Source organism: Dyella sp. BiH032 (genome assembly GCF_031954525.1).
Taxonomy (GTDB): Bacteria; Pseudomonadota; Gammaproteobacteria; order Xanthomonadales; family Rhodanobacteraceae; genus Dyella_D.
The window spans coordinates 3,981,011-3,997,540 of the sequence record NZ_CP134867.1; the positions used below are offsets into that span (position 1 = coordinate 3,981,011).

The 16,530-nt window shown below is 68.1% G+C and carries 13 protein-coding genes and 2 tRNA genes; 3 read left to right on the forward strand and 12 right to left on the reverse strand.

Going from position 1 to position 16,530, the window contains the following annotated elements; all coding sequences use genetic code 11:
* Nucleotides 1-2 precede the first annotated feature (2 nt).
* The 12 genes from queA to RKE25_RS17625 form a co-directional block, all read right to left on the reverse strand.
* On the reverse strand, nucleotides 3-1,031 hold the full coding sequence (queA, locus tag RKE25_RS17570; protein ID WP_311839392.1) for a tRNA preQ1(34) S-adenosylmethionine ribosyltransferase-isomerase QueA: 1,029 nt from the start codon (nucleotides 1,029-1,031) through the stop codon (nucleotides 3-5).
* Nucleotides 1,032-1,114: 83 nt separating this feature from the next.
* Nucleotides 1,115-3,553: a hypothetical protein gene (locus RKE25_RS17575; protein WP_311839393.1), complete on the reverse strand. Its 2,439-nt coding sequence runs from the start codon at nucleotides 3,551-3,553 to the stop codon at nucleotides 1,115-1,117.
* A 77-nt stretch (nucleotides 3,554-3,630) separates the two neighbouring features.
* Nucleotides 3,631-4,836, reverse strand: a complete 1,206-nt coding sequence (locus RKE25_RS17580; protein WP_311839394.1) for a DUF3142 domain-containing protein — start codon at nucleotides 4,834-4,836, stop codon at nucleotides 3,631-3,633.
* 114 nt (nucleotides 4,837-4,950) lie between these two features.
* Entirely contained in the window at nucleotides 4,951-6,171 is a 1,221-nt protein-coding gene (locus RKE25_RS17585) for an RtcB family protein (protein ID WP_311839395.1), read from the reverse strand.
* Between the two features lie 56 nt (nucleotides 6,172-6,227).
* Entirely contained in the window at nucleotides 6,228-7,352 is a 1,125-nt protein-coding gene (locus tag RKE25_RS17590) for a slipin family protein (RefSeq protein ID WP_311839396.1), read from the reverse strand.
* A 386-nt stretch (nucleotides 7,353-7,738) separates the two neighbouring features.
* Nucleotides 7,739-7,813: transfer RNA gene (locus RKE25_RS17595), tRNA-Ile, on the reverse strand.
* Between the two features lie 4 nt (nucleotides 7,814-7,817).
* A tRNA-Ala gene (locus tag RKE25_RS17600) sits at nucleotides 7,818-7,888 on the reverse strand.
* Nucleotides 7,889-8,540: 652 nt separating this feature from the next.
* Complete coding sequence (locus RKE25_RS17605) at nucleotides 8,541-9,143, reverse strand: response regulator transcription factor (protein WP_311839397.1); 603 nt, start codon at nucleotides 9,141-9,143, stop codon at nucleotides 8,541-8,543.
* Nucleotides 9,140-10,306, reverse strand: a complete 1,167-nt coding sequence (locus RKE25_RS17610) for a sensor histidine kinase (RefSeq protein ID WP_311839398.1) — start codon at nucleotides 10,304-10,306, stop codon at nucleotides 9,140-9,142. Before RKE25_RS17610 ends, RKE25_RS17605 begins: the two co-directional genes overlap by 4 nt.
* Nucleotide 10,307: 1 nt before the next feature.
* Nucleotides 10,308-11,495 (reverse strand): sensor histidine kinase, encoded by a 1,188-nt coding sequence (locus RKE25_RS17615; protein WP_311839399.1) that lies wholly within the window; start codon nucleotides 11,493-11,495, stop codon nucleotides 10,308-10,310.
* 60 nt (nucleotides 11,496-11,555) lie between these two features.
* Nucleotides 11,556-12,341, reverse strand: coding sequence for an ABC transporter permease (locus RKE25_RS17620; protein ID WP_311839400.1), 786 nt, complete (start codon nucleotides 12,339-12,341; stop codon nucleotides 11,556-11,558).
* Complete coding sequence (locus RKE25_RS17625; protein ID WP_311839401.1) at nucleotides 12,341-13,264, reverse strand: ABC transporter ATP-binding protein; 924 nt, start codon at nucleotides 13,262-13,264, stop codon at nucleotides 12,341-12,343. Before RKE25_RS17625 ends, RKE25_RS17620 begins: the two co-directional genes overlap by 1 nt.
* Before the next feature lie 306 nt (nucleotides 13,265-13,570).
* Between RKE25_RS17625 and RKE25_RS17630 the strand changes: the two genes are divergently transcribed.
* The 3 genes from RKE25_RS17630 to upp all read left to right on the forward strand — a co-directional run bounded on the left by RKE25_RS17630 (nucleotide 13,571) and on the right by upp (nucleotide 16,285).
* The gene (locus tag RKE25_RS17630; protein WP_311839402.1) at nucleotides 13,571-15,067 is read left to right on the forward strand and encodes an aminotransferase class III-fold pyridoxal phosphate-dependent enzyme; all 1,497 of its coding nucleotides are present in this window, start codon (nucleotides 13,571-13,573) and stop codon (nucleotides 15,065-15,067) included.
* Between the two features lie 124 nt (nucleotides 15,068-15,191).
* The gene (locus RKE25_RS17635) at nucleotides 15,192-15,527 is read left to right on the forward strand and encodes a PsiF family protein (protein WP_311839403.1); all 336 of its coding nucleotides are present in this window, start codon (nucleotides 15,192-15,194) and stop codon (nucleotides 15,525-15,527) included.
* A gap of 116 nt (nucleotides 15,528-15,643) precedes the next feature.
* The gene (upp, locus tag RKE25_RS17640; RefSeq protein ID WP_311839404.1) at nucleotides 15,644-16,285 is read left to right on the forward strand and encodes a uracil phosphoribosyltransferase; all 642 of its coding nucleotides are present in this window, start codon (nucleotides 15,644-15,646) and stop codon (nucleotides 16,283-16,285) included.
* Nucleotides 16,286-16,530 lie beyond the last annotated feature (245 nt).

Sequence of the window (16,530 nt, forward strand, 5' to 3'; positions counted from 1 at the left end):
GGTCACGTCCGCGGCAGGATCATCATGGCGTCGCCGTAGGAGAAGAAGCGGTACCGCTGCGCCACCGCATGACGGTAGGCCTCGAGCACGAAATCGCGCCCCGCCAGGGCGGATACCAGCATCAGCAGGGTCGATTGCGGCAGGTGGAAGTTGGTGATCAGGCCGTCGATGCTGCTGAAGCGATAGCCGGGAAAGATGAAGATCTGCGTGTCGCCGGCGAACGGCTGCAGCTCGCCGTCGCGACAGGCGCTTTCCAGCGCGCGTACCACCGTGGTGCCTACCGCGATCACCCGCCCGCCGCGCGCACGCGTCCGGCGCACCTGCTGCACCAGCCCCGCGCCGACGTTGAGCCACTCGCGGTGCATCTGATGGTCCTTGATGTCGTCCGCGCGCACCGGCTGGAAGGTGCCGGCGCCGACATGCAAAGTGACGTAGCCGAACTCCACGCCCAGCTCGCGCAGCGCATCCAGCATGGCTTTGTCGAAATGCAGCCCGGCAGTGGGCGCTGCCACCGCGCCGGGCTCGCGCGCGAATACGGTCTGGTAGCGCTCCAGGTCGCTGTCGTCGGCATGGCGTTCGATGTACGGCGGCAGCGGCATCTCGCCGAGCCGGCGCAGCAGACGTTCCAGCGGCTCGGGCGATTCGAAGCGCAGGCGGAAGAACTGCCCGTCGCGCCCCAGCACCACGGCGTGACTGCCGTCGGCCAGCTCGATGCGCCCGCCCTCCTTCGGCTTCTTGCTCACGCCCAGCTGCGCGATGGCTTCGTGCGCGCCGGTCACGCGCTCCAGCAGGATTTCCACCGCACCGCCGCTTTCCTTGCGCCCGTACAGGCGCGCCGGCAGCACGCGCGTGTCGTTGAAGACCAGCAGATCGCCGGCGCGCAGCAGTCCCGGCAGGTCGCGGAACATGCGGTCCTGCAGGGTCTGCCGCTCCACGTCCAGCAGCAGCAGGCGGCTGGCCGAGCGCTCGGGCAGCGGCGCCTGGGCAATCAGTTCGGGCGGAAGCTGGAAATCGAAATCGGACTTCTTCAACGGCGGACTCGGCTGGCGGCCATGGGCGGCGGAAAACGGCGCATTATCCCGCAGCCCGACCGCGCGGGCACGTTCGCTGCCTGTCAGGAGGGCTTATTCGCCTTCCGGCGGCGGCGCAGGAGCCAGAAACCGAGCCCGGCTCCGAACACCACGATGCCGCCGGCGATCCACGGCAGATGGCGATGAACGACCCGCTTGGCTTTCACGACGTACAGATGGCGCTGCATGACACGGGCGCGCTCGAAGTCCGGCTCTTCGCAATTCCGGCCAAAGTCCGCTGCCCAATCGACGTACGGCCCATGCTTCACGTAGCGGTCGTACAGCGCCCGCGCGCGGCGCATCCGCTCCGGCAGGACGGCGGGCGGGGCCTCGCCGTAGCCCTGGTACTGGTCCTCGTAGTCCGGCGGGCCCTCCAGCATCCAGCCGGTGGCTTTGCAGAGCACCGCGGCGAAAGCCTGCGAGCGCGGCGGCAGCAGGTCGGCCGCGCTCGCCGCGCGATCGGCGGCCAGATACCGATAATGGAAGCGGCGCTCGGGCTTGGCGGCGCTTTCGGCGAAGCGCTGACGCTCGCCATCGGTCACGAAGGTCTGCTTAAGATCGTCTGCCGAATGACCGCTGCCGCCCTGGTAGCCACCGCCCTCGTCCTGGTAGTCCGGCCCCTGCTCGTAGCCGAACAGCTCCAGGCCGTGTTCGCGCTGGATCGCTGCCGCCGCGTAGCGCGCCTCGGCCCTGCCGATGTCGGTCCACGCCTTGTCGGCGTCGCGCACCGCCTGGGCGAACGCGCGGGCTTCCGCGCGCAAGTCTTCCTTGCCGAAACGCTGATCGCCGCTGACCGGGAAATACGCCTGCGCTTCGTCGTACCGGCCGACGCGCATCAGGCGGCGGGCCAGCAGCCAGCGCAGGTTGTCCGCCAGCGGCGTGCCGAACCCGTACGGCGCCGGTTCGGCCGATCCGCCCTTGGCCGGCGCAGGTGCCGGGGTGGCGGGCACGCGGGCGTCCACGAAGCTTTTCAATTCGTCCACCGTGAGCACACGCTCAGCGAGATAGGACACGTCGTTGCCGAAGCCGATGCCGCTGGTCTCGTCGTCGGGAAAGAACACGTTGCCGCTGCCGCCAACCGCATTGGCGGCGTCGTAGAGGCGCCCCATCGCCTCCACGTACTCGCCGCGCGCGAGCGCCAGCACGCCTTGCTCGCCCACCAGCAGATGGGTGTTCTCCGGCTCCATGCTGGCCTTGGGATCGTCCGCCTTGGGGAAGGCCTTGGCCGCTTCGGCATAACTGGCGGCAGCGGCGGCGAGGTCGCCCTTCTGCAGGGCCAGCTTGGCGCGCACCCAGCTCGACAGCGGGCCCGGCGCCTTGTCGATCAGCTTGGCAGCCAGGTCATAGCGACCGACGCGGTAGGCCAGCGCGGCGAGGCGATCGGCGCCCTCCACGTGGTCCAGCCCGCGCTGCTCGATCGCCGCCACCAGGGCCACCAGGCTCGGATGGGGTTTGCGGGTCGTGGCCTTGCCATCCGCCGCTTCGCTGACTACGTCGTCCATCCGCGCCAGCGCATAGGCCACCAGCAAGCGCTGCGATACCGGGTGATCGACCAGAGCGGCGGCGAGCTGGTCGTCGCGCAGCGCCGTTTCGGCCAGGATCGCCAGCGACTGCACCGCGCCGCCCGAGCCGTGCCCGGCCTGCGCGGCATACAGCGTGATGGCGCGCTTCAGATCGTCCGGCGCCAGATGCAGGCCACAGTCATTGTCGGGACCGGCGATCTCGTTCCAGCCACAGGGCTTGCCACTGACATACAGATGCAGGCGCGCCTCTTCGCCGAAGCTGGACAACGCCAGAGCCTGCGTATCGCTGCCCCCATCCAGGGCGCGCGTGCGCGCCAGCTGGAACGCCTTGGCCGCGGCGTCACGCTCCCGCTTGAACGCGGCGGCATCTCCGGCCTGGTCGCGAGCCCGCTCCGCGTGAATGCGGCCGAGCATGTACGCCGCCCACACCGAGCGCAGCTTCGCCTGTCCGGGCGGCAAGGCCAGGACCTTTTCGAAACTGGCGACCGCGCGGTCCATGTCCGGGCCAGTGGACACCGCGCAGTGCGCGTCGGCGGGCGCCGATGCGGCCTCGCCTTCGTCGCTGCCTTCGCAGGCCATCTGCGCGATCTCGTAGTCCGCCGCGCCGGCCGCGTACAGGCGCAGTTCCTCCGGCAGGCCTGTGCTCTTTTCGTAGACCTCGCTGCCGCTTTGCAGCTGGCGCAACGATTCGATCTGCTGCCATTGCTCCGGCGTCAGGCCAAGCGACCTGGCCACCGTCGCGGCATCGTCCGCCTTGGGCGCTTCGGCCTCGGCGGGCAGCTTGTCGGTGGCCGGTAGCAGGGCAGCCGCCTCGAAGGCAAAGCTGTTCTGCGGCGTGGCCTTCAGCGTGGCTTCGCGGTGGTCCAGCAGCTGGCTGGGAAAGTCCGGCCCGCAGGCCCAGACAGCGGCAGCCGCCACGCCGGCCAGCAGAGCGGCCGCGATCCATTGGCGCTTGTACATCGGAAATCCTTCCCCTTGGGAGATGCTTGGCGCGCGCATCATGCGGGCAAAGCCGCCCAAGCGGAATAGCCATCGCTTCAGGGCTCGGGCACGGGCTCGCCAGGTCTGTCGCCGCAACGTGCCCAACCGACCGCGCGCTGGTAGTGCGCACGCAACCAGCCGTCGCGGTCGCGCCGCAGGAACGGATGAGCTTTGGCATAGGCGAGCACGTAGCCGTTGACCCCGTCGGCGACGGTGCAGCCCGCCGGCAGGCGGATGCGGCCCGGCAGGCGCCCGTCCACTTCGCCGTCGTTGCGCAGCACGATGTCCACCGCGCCAGGCGCAGCGCCCGGCTGGAAAAACGCGACCAGGGATGTCTTCAACGGCGTGCCGCCGATCACCGCGCGCCAGGTCGGCAGGCTCCATGCGCGCTCGTCCTGGGCCGTCGGAAGACGGAACCACACGATGCCGGCCAGGCCACGCGGCGGATCGCCGCGCAGGCTGGCGAGCAGCGTCGCCACGTCCGCCGGTGCCGCGATCAGCTCGCTCGCCTCGCTGCCGCCCGCGAGCAACGGGGCCTCGCTTTCCACGGCGACGACGCGCCCATCGTCGTCCCAGGCCACACGCGAGCCGTAGGTCGGCAGCGCGACGCGGAACGGCTTGTGCACCCGCGCCGCGAAGCGGTCGATCCAGGTGCGCGCGAGCGCGGGATCGAACAGGCCCGCGCGAGGCGATTGCACGGCATGCACCTGCAGCACCACTTCGTCCGCCTGCGCCGCCACGCGCTCCAGCTCGGCGGACGCCAGCCACGCGGGCAGCGCCGTGATCGACAACGGCGTCGCCCGGAGGGCGCTCTTCAGCCGGGCAAGAAACCCGGCATAGGTCGGCAACCGCGCGGTGCCACAGTCGTGATCGATCTCGACGCCCGCCAGCGGCGCGCCTTTCCAGGTGTCGCGCAGGGCGATCACCTGCGTGAGCAGCGCATCGGCATCCCATGACGACAACTGCCCGTCGATGCGTATCACCAGCACGACCGGCCGCTGCGTGGCCGCGAGCGCGGTGCGATCGATGGCCACCGGCCGCAGGCGGCCGCTGGCATCGGTCTGCGCGGCCAGCACGCGCCATGCATGGATCAGGTCGGCCGACTGCGTCAACGCGGCCGTCACCGCGGGATTCCATTGGCGCTGCCACACGTAGACGTCGTGCTCCAGCGGAACGGGCGGACGATGGCAGGCGATCAGGCAGACGCAGGCCAGCCACGCGGCCAGCCATCGCCATCCTCTTGTCCAGGCACCGTTCGCCACCCCGCTCCCCATCCCCCGCTCAGAAGCGGCCCGCTCAGAAGCGCGCATTCTAGCCACGCCAAAGAAAACGCCGCCCGGAGGCGGCGTCAAAGAGGCGCAGCGCGCGGCAGGAACTCAGCCCTTCACGCACAACACCTGGCGCAACGTGTGCACCACCTCCACCAGGTCGGTCTGCGCGGCCATGACCGCGTCGATCGACTTGTAGGCGGCTGGCGATTCGTCGAGCACGCCCGCGTCCTTGCGGCATTCCACGTGCGCGGTGGCCTCGCGGTGCTGGGCCAGCGTGATCTGCTGCTTGGCCATGCCGCGGCTCATGACGCGGCCGGCGCCGTGGCTGCAGCTGTGGAAGCTGTCCGCATTCCCTTTGCCGCGCACGATGTAGCTCTTCGTGCCCATGCTGCCGGGGATGATGCCGAGCTCGCCCTCGCGGGCGCTCACGGCCCCTTTGCGGGTGACCAGCAGCGATTCGCCGAAGTGGGTCTCGCGCTGCACGTAGTTGTGGTGGCAGTTCACCGCCACCTTGTCGAGCTGGAACTTCGGCAGGCGGTGGCGCATCTCGTTGAGCACCCGCGCCATCATCGCCTCGCGGTTATGGCGTGCGTAGTCCTGCGCCCAGGACACGGCCTCCACGTAATCGTCGAACAGCGGCTCGCCTTCCATGAAAAACGCGAGGTCCTTGTCCGGCAAGTGGAAACCCAGCACGCGGTGGGCCAGCTGTTCGCGCGCCCGTTCGATGAAGTAGGTACCGATCAGGTTGCCGGTGCCGCGCGAGCCCGAGTGCAGCATCACCCATACGCGGTCCTCCTCGTCCAGGCAGATCTCGATGAAGTGGTTGCCGCCGCCGAGCGTGCCGAGCTGCTGTTCGAACTTGTCCGTGCGGATCTTGCGGTGCCTGGCCTTGATCCCCTCCAGCCGCTGCGCCAGCCCGGACTGCACCAGACGCGTGCCGATGCCGTCCGGCAGGCGGCGGTGTTCGCCGCCGGCGCCGTTGCCCACCGGCACGCCACGCTCGATGCTCGAACGCAGCAGCGCCAGGCTGTCCGGCAGGTCGGCCGCGCGCAGCGTGGTCCGCACCGCGGCCATGCCGCAGCCGATGTCCACGCCGACCGCAGCCGGGATGATCGCGCCGCGCGTGGGCACCACCGACCCGACCGTGGCGCCCTTGCCCAGGTGCACGTCCGGCATGACCGCGACCCACGGGCCGACGAACGGCAGCGCCGCGATATTCTGCAGCTGCGCGTGGGCTTGCGCCTCCAGCGGCACGCCGTCCACCCAACCCTTGATCGGCTTGGCGCCCTCGGCATGCAACAGTTGATATGACGTTTCGGTACTCATGATGTTCTTCTCCTTGGGGCCGGTCGCGGCAATTCCATCTGCCGCGACGACGGCTTTCATTCCTTGATGGTCACCAGCTGCTTCAGCACGCCATCCAGGCCGCCGAACACCGTCAGCTTGTCGATCTTCTCGGTGACCTTCTCCAACGCTTCCAGTTCCTTCAGGCGCATCAACACCGGGCTCTCCTCGATCAAGCGCGCGGTGTTGAGCAGGGAACGCGTGGCGTTCGCCTCCTCGCGGCGGCGGATCACATTGGCCTGAGCCGCCTTCTCCGCCTGCACCACGCTGTTGAGGATGTCCTTCATTTCGCCCGGCAGGATCACATCCTTGACACCCACGCCTAGCACTTCCACGCCCAATTCGGTCACACGGCCGCGCACGTAAGCAAAGATGTCCGCATCCAGCGAGGCCTTGTCGCCCAGCAGCTCGTCCAGCGTCTTGGCGGAGACCGCCTTGCGCAGGCCGTACTGCAGTTCGCGATAGACGTAATCGCCGTACTTGGCCACCTTCGTGCGCGCGGCGACCGGGTCGGTCACGCGCAGGCTGGCGGCAAGATTCACGCGCAGGCTCACCTTGTCGCGAGTCAGCAGTTCCTGGCCCGAGACTTCCAACGACTGCACGCGCAGGTCGATCACTTCGGCGGCGACGTTCTTGCGGAAGTTCCAGAACGCATACGCACCCGGCGCCAGCGTGCGCACCAGCTTGCCATCCACGAACAGCAGGCCCGCCGATTCGGACGGCACGTCCAGCGCCACCGCCACCTTGGTCAGTACGCCGAGTTGGCGTAGACGGTTGGCGACATCAGGCTGCACCTCCAGCGTGCCGGCAAGGGATGCCAGGCGCAGTTCGACCGGTACCAGCTCCTTCCAGTACAGCTTGCGGGTACCCGGCGCGAGCACGTCTTCCAGCTTGCCGTTCTTCAGCACCAGGCCGACCTGGTCCACGCCGACGTCCGCGAGCAGGAAGTGCTCGCCCAGCTTCGCGTCCATCCGCGCCATCAGCACGTCGGCGTCGGTGCCGGCGTACTCGGCGCGGGCAGCATTGTGCACGGCCACCGCGATGCGGCCGAACGGGTCGAACCAGCGGTAGACGCCCGCGGCGAGCACGCGCTGCAGTCGACGGTTGCGATACAGCAAACCGCGCTCGCCGTCGCCGATCACGATTTGCTTGATCCAGAACATGGGAATACTCCTTATCCCTGACATAAGCCGGCCTGAGTTAATCGCTTTGCGCGGGCCAGCCGGTAACGCGCAAATAATCGTTTTGATAATCCAAGGGCGCGGCACGCCCTCCCTTTCGGGATAATCGTCCGCAAATCGCTCCGCGGCCGAGCGGAAACTAAGGCGGAAGCGCCCCTGGCGTCGGCGACGCGGGACCGTCGCGCCTCCACGGGGGAGACGGACGCTGTCCGCGGCGCGGCGAACCGCCCGCTTGCCGGCGACCGTCCGCCCCATCTCGGGACGGCGATCCGGCGTGGCTCCCGCTGCGGCGAAGCCGGACCGCCTTCCCTGGCGATACCGGCAGCGCCGCGCGGGGCGCTTCCTGTGGAGGGAGCTTTCGCTCCCGGGGTTTTGGAGCGGGAGTCGAACCCGCGACAACCGACTTATGAGGTCAGTGCTCTACCTGTCTGAGCTATCCAAACAAGCGACGTGCCGGATTCGAACCGGCGCCCGATGGCATGCGAAGCCATTGCTCTACCCGACTGAGCTAACGTCATTCCCGAAACACCGCCGTGCAGGCCCGGGCATACGCTGTCGGCAACGCCGCGCGCACCGGCCGGGCGCTTGAACCCGAGCCGCTGGAGCCTGTCGTATCGATGCTTCGCATGGCCGGCTGTCGCCAGCCGGTCATCCGTGTGGGCGCAAGCGCCCGCATTCGTTGAAACCTCCCGGTCACTCGCCGCCCGTGCCGAAGCATCAAGGCACAGCGCATCCATGCGCCTCTCGCGGTCGCCCCTGCCTCGGCCCGGCGGCCGGATGCTTCAGGGCGGAAGTCGCCTTCCGTTGGTCGGTCGTTTCATCACCTTTCGGTGCATGGACCCGTTCCTTGCGAACGCCGGAAACAAAACGCCCCCGGGTGAAGAACCCGAGGGCGTTCGCGTTGCCTCGGGAGATCGGGGTGACCGATCTCCGCAGGCGAGGATCAGTCGATGGTGTGGAAGCGGCCGCCATTCGCCGGCCGCATGCCGTGCCCGCACGGCAGCACGTCGCGGCATTCGCGCGAGGGCAGCGTGGCGTGGACGACGAATAACGACATGGCTAATTCCAGACCTTTTCCAAAAATGAAGTTCGCCGGACTTGGCGAGGTCGCGAACATTACGCGAGCCCGATTATCCATGCAAGCACTTTTTTTAAGGCTACGAATAATTCTTACAGCCAGCCTTTTTGCCGGGCCAATCGATAAGCCTCGATGCGATTGGCGACGCCCAATTTGCCGATCGCTTCGGAAAGATAATTACGTACCGTGCCATGCGAGAGATTCAACTGCGAAGCGATTTCGGTAGCCGATTGTCCTTCGCCGGCGAGGCGCAGCACCTGGCGTTCGCGATCGTTGAGCGGATCGGCCTCCGACCACGCCTCCAGCGCGAGCTGCGGGTCGATCGCGCGGCCGCCGCGATGGACCATGCGCAACGCCTCGGCGAGATTCTCCGCTGGCGCGTCCTTCAGCAGATAGCCGGACACACCCGCATCCAGCGCGCGGCGCAGAAAGCCGGGGCGTGCGAACGTGGTCACGATGATCACCTTCATCGGCAGCTCGTGGCGCTGGATGCGCTGCGCCAGTTCCAGCCCGGTAAGCCCCGGCATTTCGATGTCGGTCACCAGCACGTCCGGTTTCAGCCGCTGGATCTCGCGCCATGCGGCCTCGCCGTCCGGCGCCGAACCCAGCACTTCGATGTCCGACTCCAGATTGAGCAGCGCGGACAGCGCGCCGCGCACCATCGCCTGGTCCTCGGCCAGCAGCACCCGGATCATGCGACGCTCCCGGGCAACGCCACGGCGCTTTCCCGCTCACGGGGAAGCTGCGCGAGCGGAACGCTAACGCGCAGGCGCGTGCCCCGCCCGGACGGCGAATCGATCTCCAGCTGGCCGCCCAGCGCGCGGACGCGCTCGCGCATGCCGCTGACGCCATTGCCATGTGCGGAAAGCCCTCCGCAGCCGTTGTCGCTGATCTGCATGTCGAACCGTTCCTTGCCGATGTCGAACCGCACGCAGGCCTCGCTGGCCCGCGCATGGCGATGAATATTGGTGATGGCTTCGCGCAGCACCAGCGCGAGGGGCGCCTCGACCGCGGGCGGCAGCAGCATGCCGTCCGGCAGGTCGCCGTGGAACGTCACGCCGGAAGCCTCCAGCATCAGCCGCGCCGAAATCAGTTCCGCCGCCAGGTCGCCGCGCCGCATGCCCGTGACGGCGGCGCGCACTTCCGCAAGCGCATGGCGCGCGACTTTCTCCACTTCCGCCATCTCGCACTGGGCCCGCGGCGGATCGTCCAGCGCAAGACGACGCGCCAGCTCCGACTTGATGGCGACCAGGGAAAGCGTGTGGCCCAGCAGATCGTGCAGGTCGCGGCCGATGCGCTCGCGCTCCGCCAGCGTGGCCAGGCGCCGCACTTCCTGCTGCGAAAGGCGCAGGTCGGCGTCCTTGCGCAGGTTATTGATGTAAAGAAAGTTGCCGGAACCGCCCAGCACGCTGCCGATAAACATCACGAGCAGGACCCACAGCGGCACGTCCACCCAGAGCAGCGCGGCGACCAGCGAGGCCAGCACCATCAAGGCCGTGCCGCGCAGCCACAGGCGAAACGAAGGGGTCACGGACAACGCCGTGCATGCACTGACGACGTAGCCGAGCGCGACGGGATTGGCAGGCCACAACCCGATCCCCATGACCGCCATGCCGGCGACATACCAGTACAGGCGCCGCGGCGACCCGAAGTACACCTGCATGTGCAGGTAAACGAACACGAACATGCTCAGGATCGTGGGCACGAACCACGATGGAGCGAACCCGCGCACGCTCAACGGCACCAGCAGGAGCGTGACGATCCATACCATCTGGCCCAGCCCCGCTCGCCAGATGAACGCTGGCGCCCGCAGTTGGAGGTAAAGCGAATCCGGCGCGGGCTTGAACGGCAGGCGCACGTCACACGCTCGATGGAACACCGCTGCCCGCGGGTTCCAGGTCCGCCACGGAAGGGCGCGAGGGCAGCAGCGGCACGGTGACGAGCAGGACCGTGCCGCGGCCGCGCGCCGACTCGATGCTCAGATGGCCACCCAGCGCGCGGACGCGCTCGCGCATGCCGCACATGCCATTGCCCTCGCCGGCGGTGAAGCCCCGGCCATCGTCGCTCACGCGCAGGCGCATCGTGTTGGCGTCGCGTTCGAGTTCGATGCGGGCGCGGCTGGCCTGGGCGTGGCGGGCGACGTTGGTGGCCGCCTCGCGCAGCACCAGCGACAGGGCGCGCTCGACTTCCACGGGCAAGCCGGTCGGCGGTGGCGCGTAATCCAGATGCACGCCGGAGGACTCCAGCAGCAGGCGCGCCGAGGCCAGCTCGGCCGCCAGATCGGTGGCGCGGATGCCGGTCACCGCCGAACGCACCTCGGCCAATGCGTGCCGCGCCACGCGCTCGGCTTCCGTCACTTCGCGCTTGGCCGCTTCGGCATCGCGGTCGAACAGCTTGCGCGAGAGTTCCAGCTTCAGCGTGATCAGCGACAAGGTGTGCCCGAGCAGATCGTGCAGGTCGCGCCCGATGCGCTCACGCTCGGCCGTGGCGGCCAGCCGGCGCACTTCTTCCTGCGACAGCTTCAGCGCTGCGTCTTTTTCCTGCTCCATCCGCTCGACGTGGCTTACCGTCGCGATGATGATGGTCATGCACGGCACGGCCACCAACACTTGCCATGGATATCCGGCGAGCGACGTCACGAGCGCATATGCAGCATTGAGCGCCAGCAACCGCAGCAGCAGCGTCAGGAAGCGGCGCGAGTTGGCCAGTGCGCACGACACGCAGCCATAGATGAAATACGCGATGCCGCTGGGATACCACGGCGCCAGGGCGATGCTCATGCCGGCCAGCAGCCATGCGTAGCGCGGCGCCGTGCGCCGCGGCGCGAGCATGACCTTGGCGAACAGCAAGACGAACACCGGATAGGACGCGAGGGTGATCAACGCCCAGCGCAAGGTGTAGTCGTGCCCGAACACCGGCGTGATGAACACCCACGCCGACCACAGCAGGTGCACCGATTCCGCCCAGGGCGACTTGCCCTGCCGCTGGATCGCGGCCACGCGCGAATCCGGCGCCGGCGTGAGCCAGGAGCGAAGCAGGCTGAGCATGGCGGTGACCCTCCCCACAGGTCGCGCGACGACGGGTGTCGTGACAAGCAGCATGCTACTTCAACCGTGCCGGCGCAGGCGGCGGATAGCGAACGCCAGGAACACGGCCGTCAATCCGGCCAGCGCCGCCACGTGCGGCCATGCCGCGCCCTGCCCCAGGCCGACTGCGTCCAGCGCAAGCTGGTTGAGGTGATAGGCCGGCCACACCGGCGCCAGCTGCTGCACCGCCTTGGGCATCATCGTTAGGGGAAACCACAGGCCGGAGAGGAAGGCCATCGGCAGGTAGATCAGGTTGACCAGACCCGGCGCACCGGTGCCCTTGATCAACATGCCCAGCATCAGCCCCATCGCGCAGAACGGCAGCGTGCCGAACAGGTCCGTGGCGAACAGGGCCAGTTTCTGCGTCGCCGTGAGCGGCACGTGGGCCAGAAACGTCGCCATCGCCAGCAACAGGCCCGACACGACCGCGGCCGCCAGCATGGCCATGGCCATCTTGCCGAGCAGGTAGGCGCCCGGCGGCATCGGAAGCGCGCGCTTGAGCGTGAGCAGGCCGTTGTCGCGCTCCATCGACAAGGCCACGCCGAAGCCGAACAGCCCGGGGGCCATCACGCCGAAGGTGCCGTAGGCGGCCAGCAGATAGCGTGGCGCGTCGGCGCTATTGGCGTGCGCGAGGAAGATGCCGAACATGAGGTAGAAAGCGAGCGGCAGGAACAAGGTGGGCACGAGGAAACCCGGATTGCGCAGGTAGCGGAGTACCTCGGCGCGGGTTTCCTGCAGATAGGCGCCCAGGACACGACCGCGGGGCATGGGTTGGATGGGCGTATTCGCGGAAAGGACAGCGTTCATCAGGCGGCCTCGCGGGTTTCGGTCGGCGCCTCGGCGGCGCGGGTCAGCTCGGTGAAGGCCTCGGCGAGGCCGGCACGCTGGACTTCCAGTTGTTCCAGCTGCGCGTCGGCGGCGAGCAGGCGGCGCACGACGGTTTCCGCGCTGCCCGTGGACAGCCAGAGCCGGTCGCCTTCGTCGCGAGCCTCGACCACTTCCGGCCAGGACGCGACGTCGGCCGCGCGCAGGCGCGTGACGCAGCGCACCCGCTTGAGCGCCACGCGCGCGCGCAGATCGTCCACGCTGCCTTCGCTGATCACCCGGCCGCGCGACATCACGCACACACGGTTCGCCAGCGCTTCGGCCTCTTCGAGATAGTGCGTGGTCAGCACCACGCCGCAGCCTTCGGCCACTAGGTGGCGGATGGCGACCCAGAGTTTCTCGCGGGCCTCCAGGTCCATGCCCACCGTGGGCTCATCGAGGAACAGCAGCTCCGGCCGGCCGCACAGCGCCAGCGCGAATTGCACGCGGCGCTGCTGCCCACCCGACAGCGCGCCGTAAGGACGGCGCAGCAGATCGGTCACGCCCGCCAGCTCCGCGCTCTCCTGTTGGCTGCGCGGCGCCGGGTAGTAGCTGGCGGTGAGCCGCAGCAGTTCGCCGACGCGCAGCGTGGCCGGCAGCGCCGCCGTCTGCAGCATCATGCCGATGCGGCGCCGCGCCACGATGTGCTGCGGATCCTCGCCGAACAGTTCGACACGTCCGGCATCTGGCCGCACCAGGCCGAGCAGCATGGCAATGGTGGTGCTCTTGCCGGCGCCGTTCGGCCCCAGCAGCGCGAAAATTTCGCCGCGATGCAGCATCAGATCGAGGCCGTCGACCGCAGTGTGAGCGCCGTAGTGTTTCACCACGGCAGACAGACGTGCGACTGGTAAAGCGTTCGTGATCATGGACTCCCTCCTTTGGTCACGATGCTAGGCAGGACAAGGCCTGGCGGGCATTTGCGGGCGTCAGCCGGTGCAGGTGACAGGCGTCACCCCCGGGGTTACGGCGCCGACGAAGGCGGGTTATCCTCGGTGAATCGTCGCGTCACCGATGCGTTACGCGGCGTGCACGATTGAGCAGAAGCCTATGGGTTGCCACGCGCGGGGTTGCCACACGCGATCGTCATCGGCTTCCGCCAGGCATTCATTGCGATGTTGGCAGGACGCGCCATTTCCCCATGGCGATCCTGCGTACCTTGAGGAGGAACCATCATGGGTGTGATCGATCAGCTGCGCGAACTGCGCGATTTCGGCGGCGCGCCGCAGACCACTGGCCTGGACGACGCGACCATCGAGCGATTCGCCGCCAGCCACCCGCAACTGGCCCAGGCGATCGGCGAAGCGGTGGAGCAGCACCGTGCTCTGCGCGCTGAGCTGGGCGATTTCCTCAAGCTCGACGAAGCCGAGCAGCTGCGCCTGGCGCAGGCTGGCTTCGTCAACTTCTATCCCGACGATGGGATCAACCGCTACCTGCCCGCGGCGGCGCGCGGCCCCTGGATCGTCACGTTCAAGGGCGCGGTGATCCATGACAACGGCGGCTACGGCATGCTCGGCTTCGGCCATAACAACGAAGCCATCCGCACGGCGATGAGCCGGCCGCAGGTGATGGCCAACGTGATGACGCCGAGCGTTTCGCAGATGCGTTTCGCGCAGGCGCTGGATCGCGAGCTCGGCCGCAACCGCGGCGGCAATCCCTACGCGCGCTATCTGTGCCTCAACTCCGGCTCCGAGTCGGTCTCGCTCGCCTGCCGCATCGCCGACGTCAACGCCAAGGCGATGACCGAGCCGGGCGCGCGCTACGCGGGTCGCAGCATCAAACGCATCGCCGTGAAAGGCGCATTCCACGGCCGCACCGAGAAGCCGGCGCTGTATTCCGATTCCACCCGCAAGACCTATCAGCAGCACCTAGCGAGCTATCGCCATGAGGACACGCTGATCACCGTGGCGCCGTACGACGTCGCGCAGCTGGAAGCCGCCTTCGCCGACGCCGACCGGCACGGCTGGTTCATCGAGGCGATGTTCCTGGAACCGGTGATGGGCGAAGGCGACCCGGGCCGCGCGGTGACGCCGGAGTTCTACAAGGCCGCGCGCGAGCTCACCGAAGCGCACGGCTCCATGCTGCTGATCGATTCGATCCAGGCGGGCCTGCGCGCGCACGGCGTGCTGTCGCTCACCGACTATCCGGGCTTCGAGCAGCTGCCCGCACCGGACATGGAAACCTTCTCCAAGGCGCTCAACGCGGGGCAGTATCCGCTGTCCGTGCTCGCCGTGAACGAGCGCGCCGCGAACCTGTATCGCAAAGGCATCTACGGCAACACGATGACCGCCAACCCGCGCGCGCTGGACGTGGCGCTGGCGACGCTGCACGAACTTACCGACGACGTGCGCGCCAACATCCGCGAGCGCGGCAAGGAGTTCGTCGACAAGCTCAACGCGCTGAAGAACGAGCTAGGCGGCCTCATCACCAAGGTGCAGGGCACCGGCCTGCTGTTCTCCTGCGAGCTGGCGGGGGACTTCAAATGCTACGGCGCCGGTTCCATCGAGGAGTACATGCGCGAGCGCGGCGTGGGCGTGATCCATGGCGGCGTCAATTCGCTGCGTTTCACGCCGCACTTCAAGGTGACCAGCGCCGAGGTCGATCTGGTGGTCGCCCACGTGCGCCAGGCCCTGCTGCAGGGCCCGCGCAAGATGAAGGCGGAAGCGGCCTGAAGGCGCCCGCCCGCCGCATGAACGCCGGGCCACGCGCCCGGCGTTCGCCCCACTAGCCAACGGCTGCGACAGGCATAGACTTGCGCCCACCGGCACACGCCGGTCACTCCAGGAGGGTACCCGCATGTTCTTGCGTTTCAGCCTGACCGCCGCCAGCGTCGCCCTGGCCCTCGCCGTTTCTACCGCCGCTTTCGCCGCACCGCAGGCCAAGAAGGAACTGACGCCGCAGCAGCAGCGCATGGCCGACTGCAACAAGCAGGCCACCGGCAAGAAGGGCGACGAGCGCAAAGCCTTCATGAGCAGCTGCCTCAAAGGCGAAGCCGCCGCGCCGGCGAAGATGACTCAGCAGGAAAAGATGAAAGCCTGCAATGCGGATCCGAAAGCCAAGACACTCAAGGGCGACGACCGCAAGAAGTTCATGAGCTCGTGTCTGAGCGGGGGCGCCGCGGCAAGTCCGTAAATCCCGTATCGGCCCGTTGCCGCAAGGCGCCGCTTCGCTGGAGCGGCGCCTTTGCTTTTTGGCGCCCCGGCGCTCATGGGCGACAATCCGGCGTCGCCCACCGCGCAGGATCGCCCATGAAGCTCGTCGAAGTCCGCCACCCGCTCATCCAGCACAAGCTCGGCCTGATGCGCCGCGCCGGCATCAGCACGAAGGAGTTCCGCGAGCTGGCCTCGGAAGTCGCCGCCCTGCTCACCTATGAGGCCACCAAGGATCTGGAAACGATCGACAAGCACATCGAAGGCTGGGCCGGCCCGCTGACCGTGCACCAGATCAAAGGCAAGAAGATCACTATCGTCCCCATCCTCCGCGCCGGCCTGGGCATGCTCCCCGGCGTGCTGGACCTGATCCCCGCCGCCAAGGTCAGCGTCGTAGGCCTGCAGCGCGACGAGGAAACCCTCAAGCCCATCGCCTACTACGAGAAACTGACCGGCCGCATGGACGAGCGCATCGCCCTGATCGTCGACCCCATGCTCGCCACCGCCGGCACCCTGGTCGCCACCGTGGACATGCTCAAGGCCGCCGGCTGCAAGCGCATCAAAGGCCTGTTCCTCGTCGCCGCCCCCGAAGGCTTGAAGCGCATCGAAGCGGCCCACCCGGACATCGAGATCTACACGGCCGCGATCGATGAGCGGCTCAACGAACATGGATACATCCTGCCTGGGCTGGGGGATGCGGGGGATAAGATTTTCGGGACGAAGCAGCTGCCGGGGGGCTGAGCGTTTTTCTTCGCTGCGGATGCGGCGCTGTCGCGAGCACCCACCCCTCATCCCGCCTTCTCCCCGGAGGGGAGAAGGAGAAGTGCCGTACCGCGGCAAGAAAAAAACGAGAGCGAGCGAAGCGACGCTCCGTGTCGCTCTTGATCTCCCGGGTTCCCTTCGCGGCGGTGAGGGCTGGACGATCAGGCCGCCAAAGGCGGGCGGGGACAGGACGTCCCCGCCTTTTCGATCAGGGCATGGATGCC

Excerpts from the sequence above, each read along its gene's own strand:
- RKE25_RS17575 (WP_311839393.1), bottom strand. The coding sequence starts at position 3,553 with ATGTACAAGCGCCAATGGATCGCGGCCGCTCTGCTGGCCGGCGTGGCG.
- RKE25_RS17585 (WP_311839395.1), bottom strand. The coding sequence starts at position 6,171 with ATGAGTACCGAAACGTCATATCAACTGTTGCATGCCGAGGGCGCCAAG.
- RKE25_RS17590 (WP_311839396.1), bottom strand. The coding sequence starts at position 7,352 with ATGTTCTGGATCAAGCAAATCGTGATCGGCGACGGCGAGCGCGGTTTG.
- RKE25_RS17605 (WP_311839397.1), bottom strand. The coding sequence starts at position 9,143 with ATGATCCGGGTGCTGCTGGCCGAGGACCAGGCGATGGTGCGCGGCGCG.
- RKE25_RS17615 (WP_311839399.1), bottom strand. The coding sequence starts at position 11,495 with ATGCTCAGCCTGCTTCGCTCCTGGCTCACGCCGGCGCCGGATTCGCGC.
- RKE25_RS17620 (WP_311839400.1), bottom strand. The coding sequence starts at position 12,341 with ATGAACGCTGTCCTTTCCGCGAATACGCCCATCCAACCCATGCCCCGC.
- RKE25_RS17625 (WP_311839401.1), bottom strand. The coding sequence starts at position 13,264 with ATGATCACGAACGCTTTACCAGTCGCACGTCTGTCTGCCGTGGTGAAA.
- RKE25_RS17630 (WP_311839402.1), top strand. The coding sequence starts at position 13,571 with ATGGGTGTGATCGATCAGCTGCGCGAACTGCGCGATTTCGGCGGCGCG.
- RKE25_RS17635 (WP_311839403.1), top strand. The coding sequence starts at position 15,192 with ATGTTCTTGCGTTTCAGCCTGACCGCCGCCAGCGTCGCCCTGGCCCTC.
- upp (WP_311839404.1), top strand. The coding sequence starts at position 15,644 with ATGAAGCTCGTCGAAGTCCGCCACCCGCTCATCCAGCACAAGCTCGGC.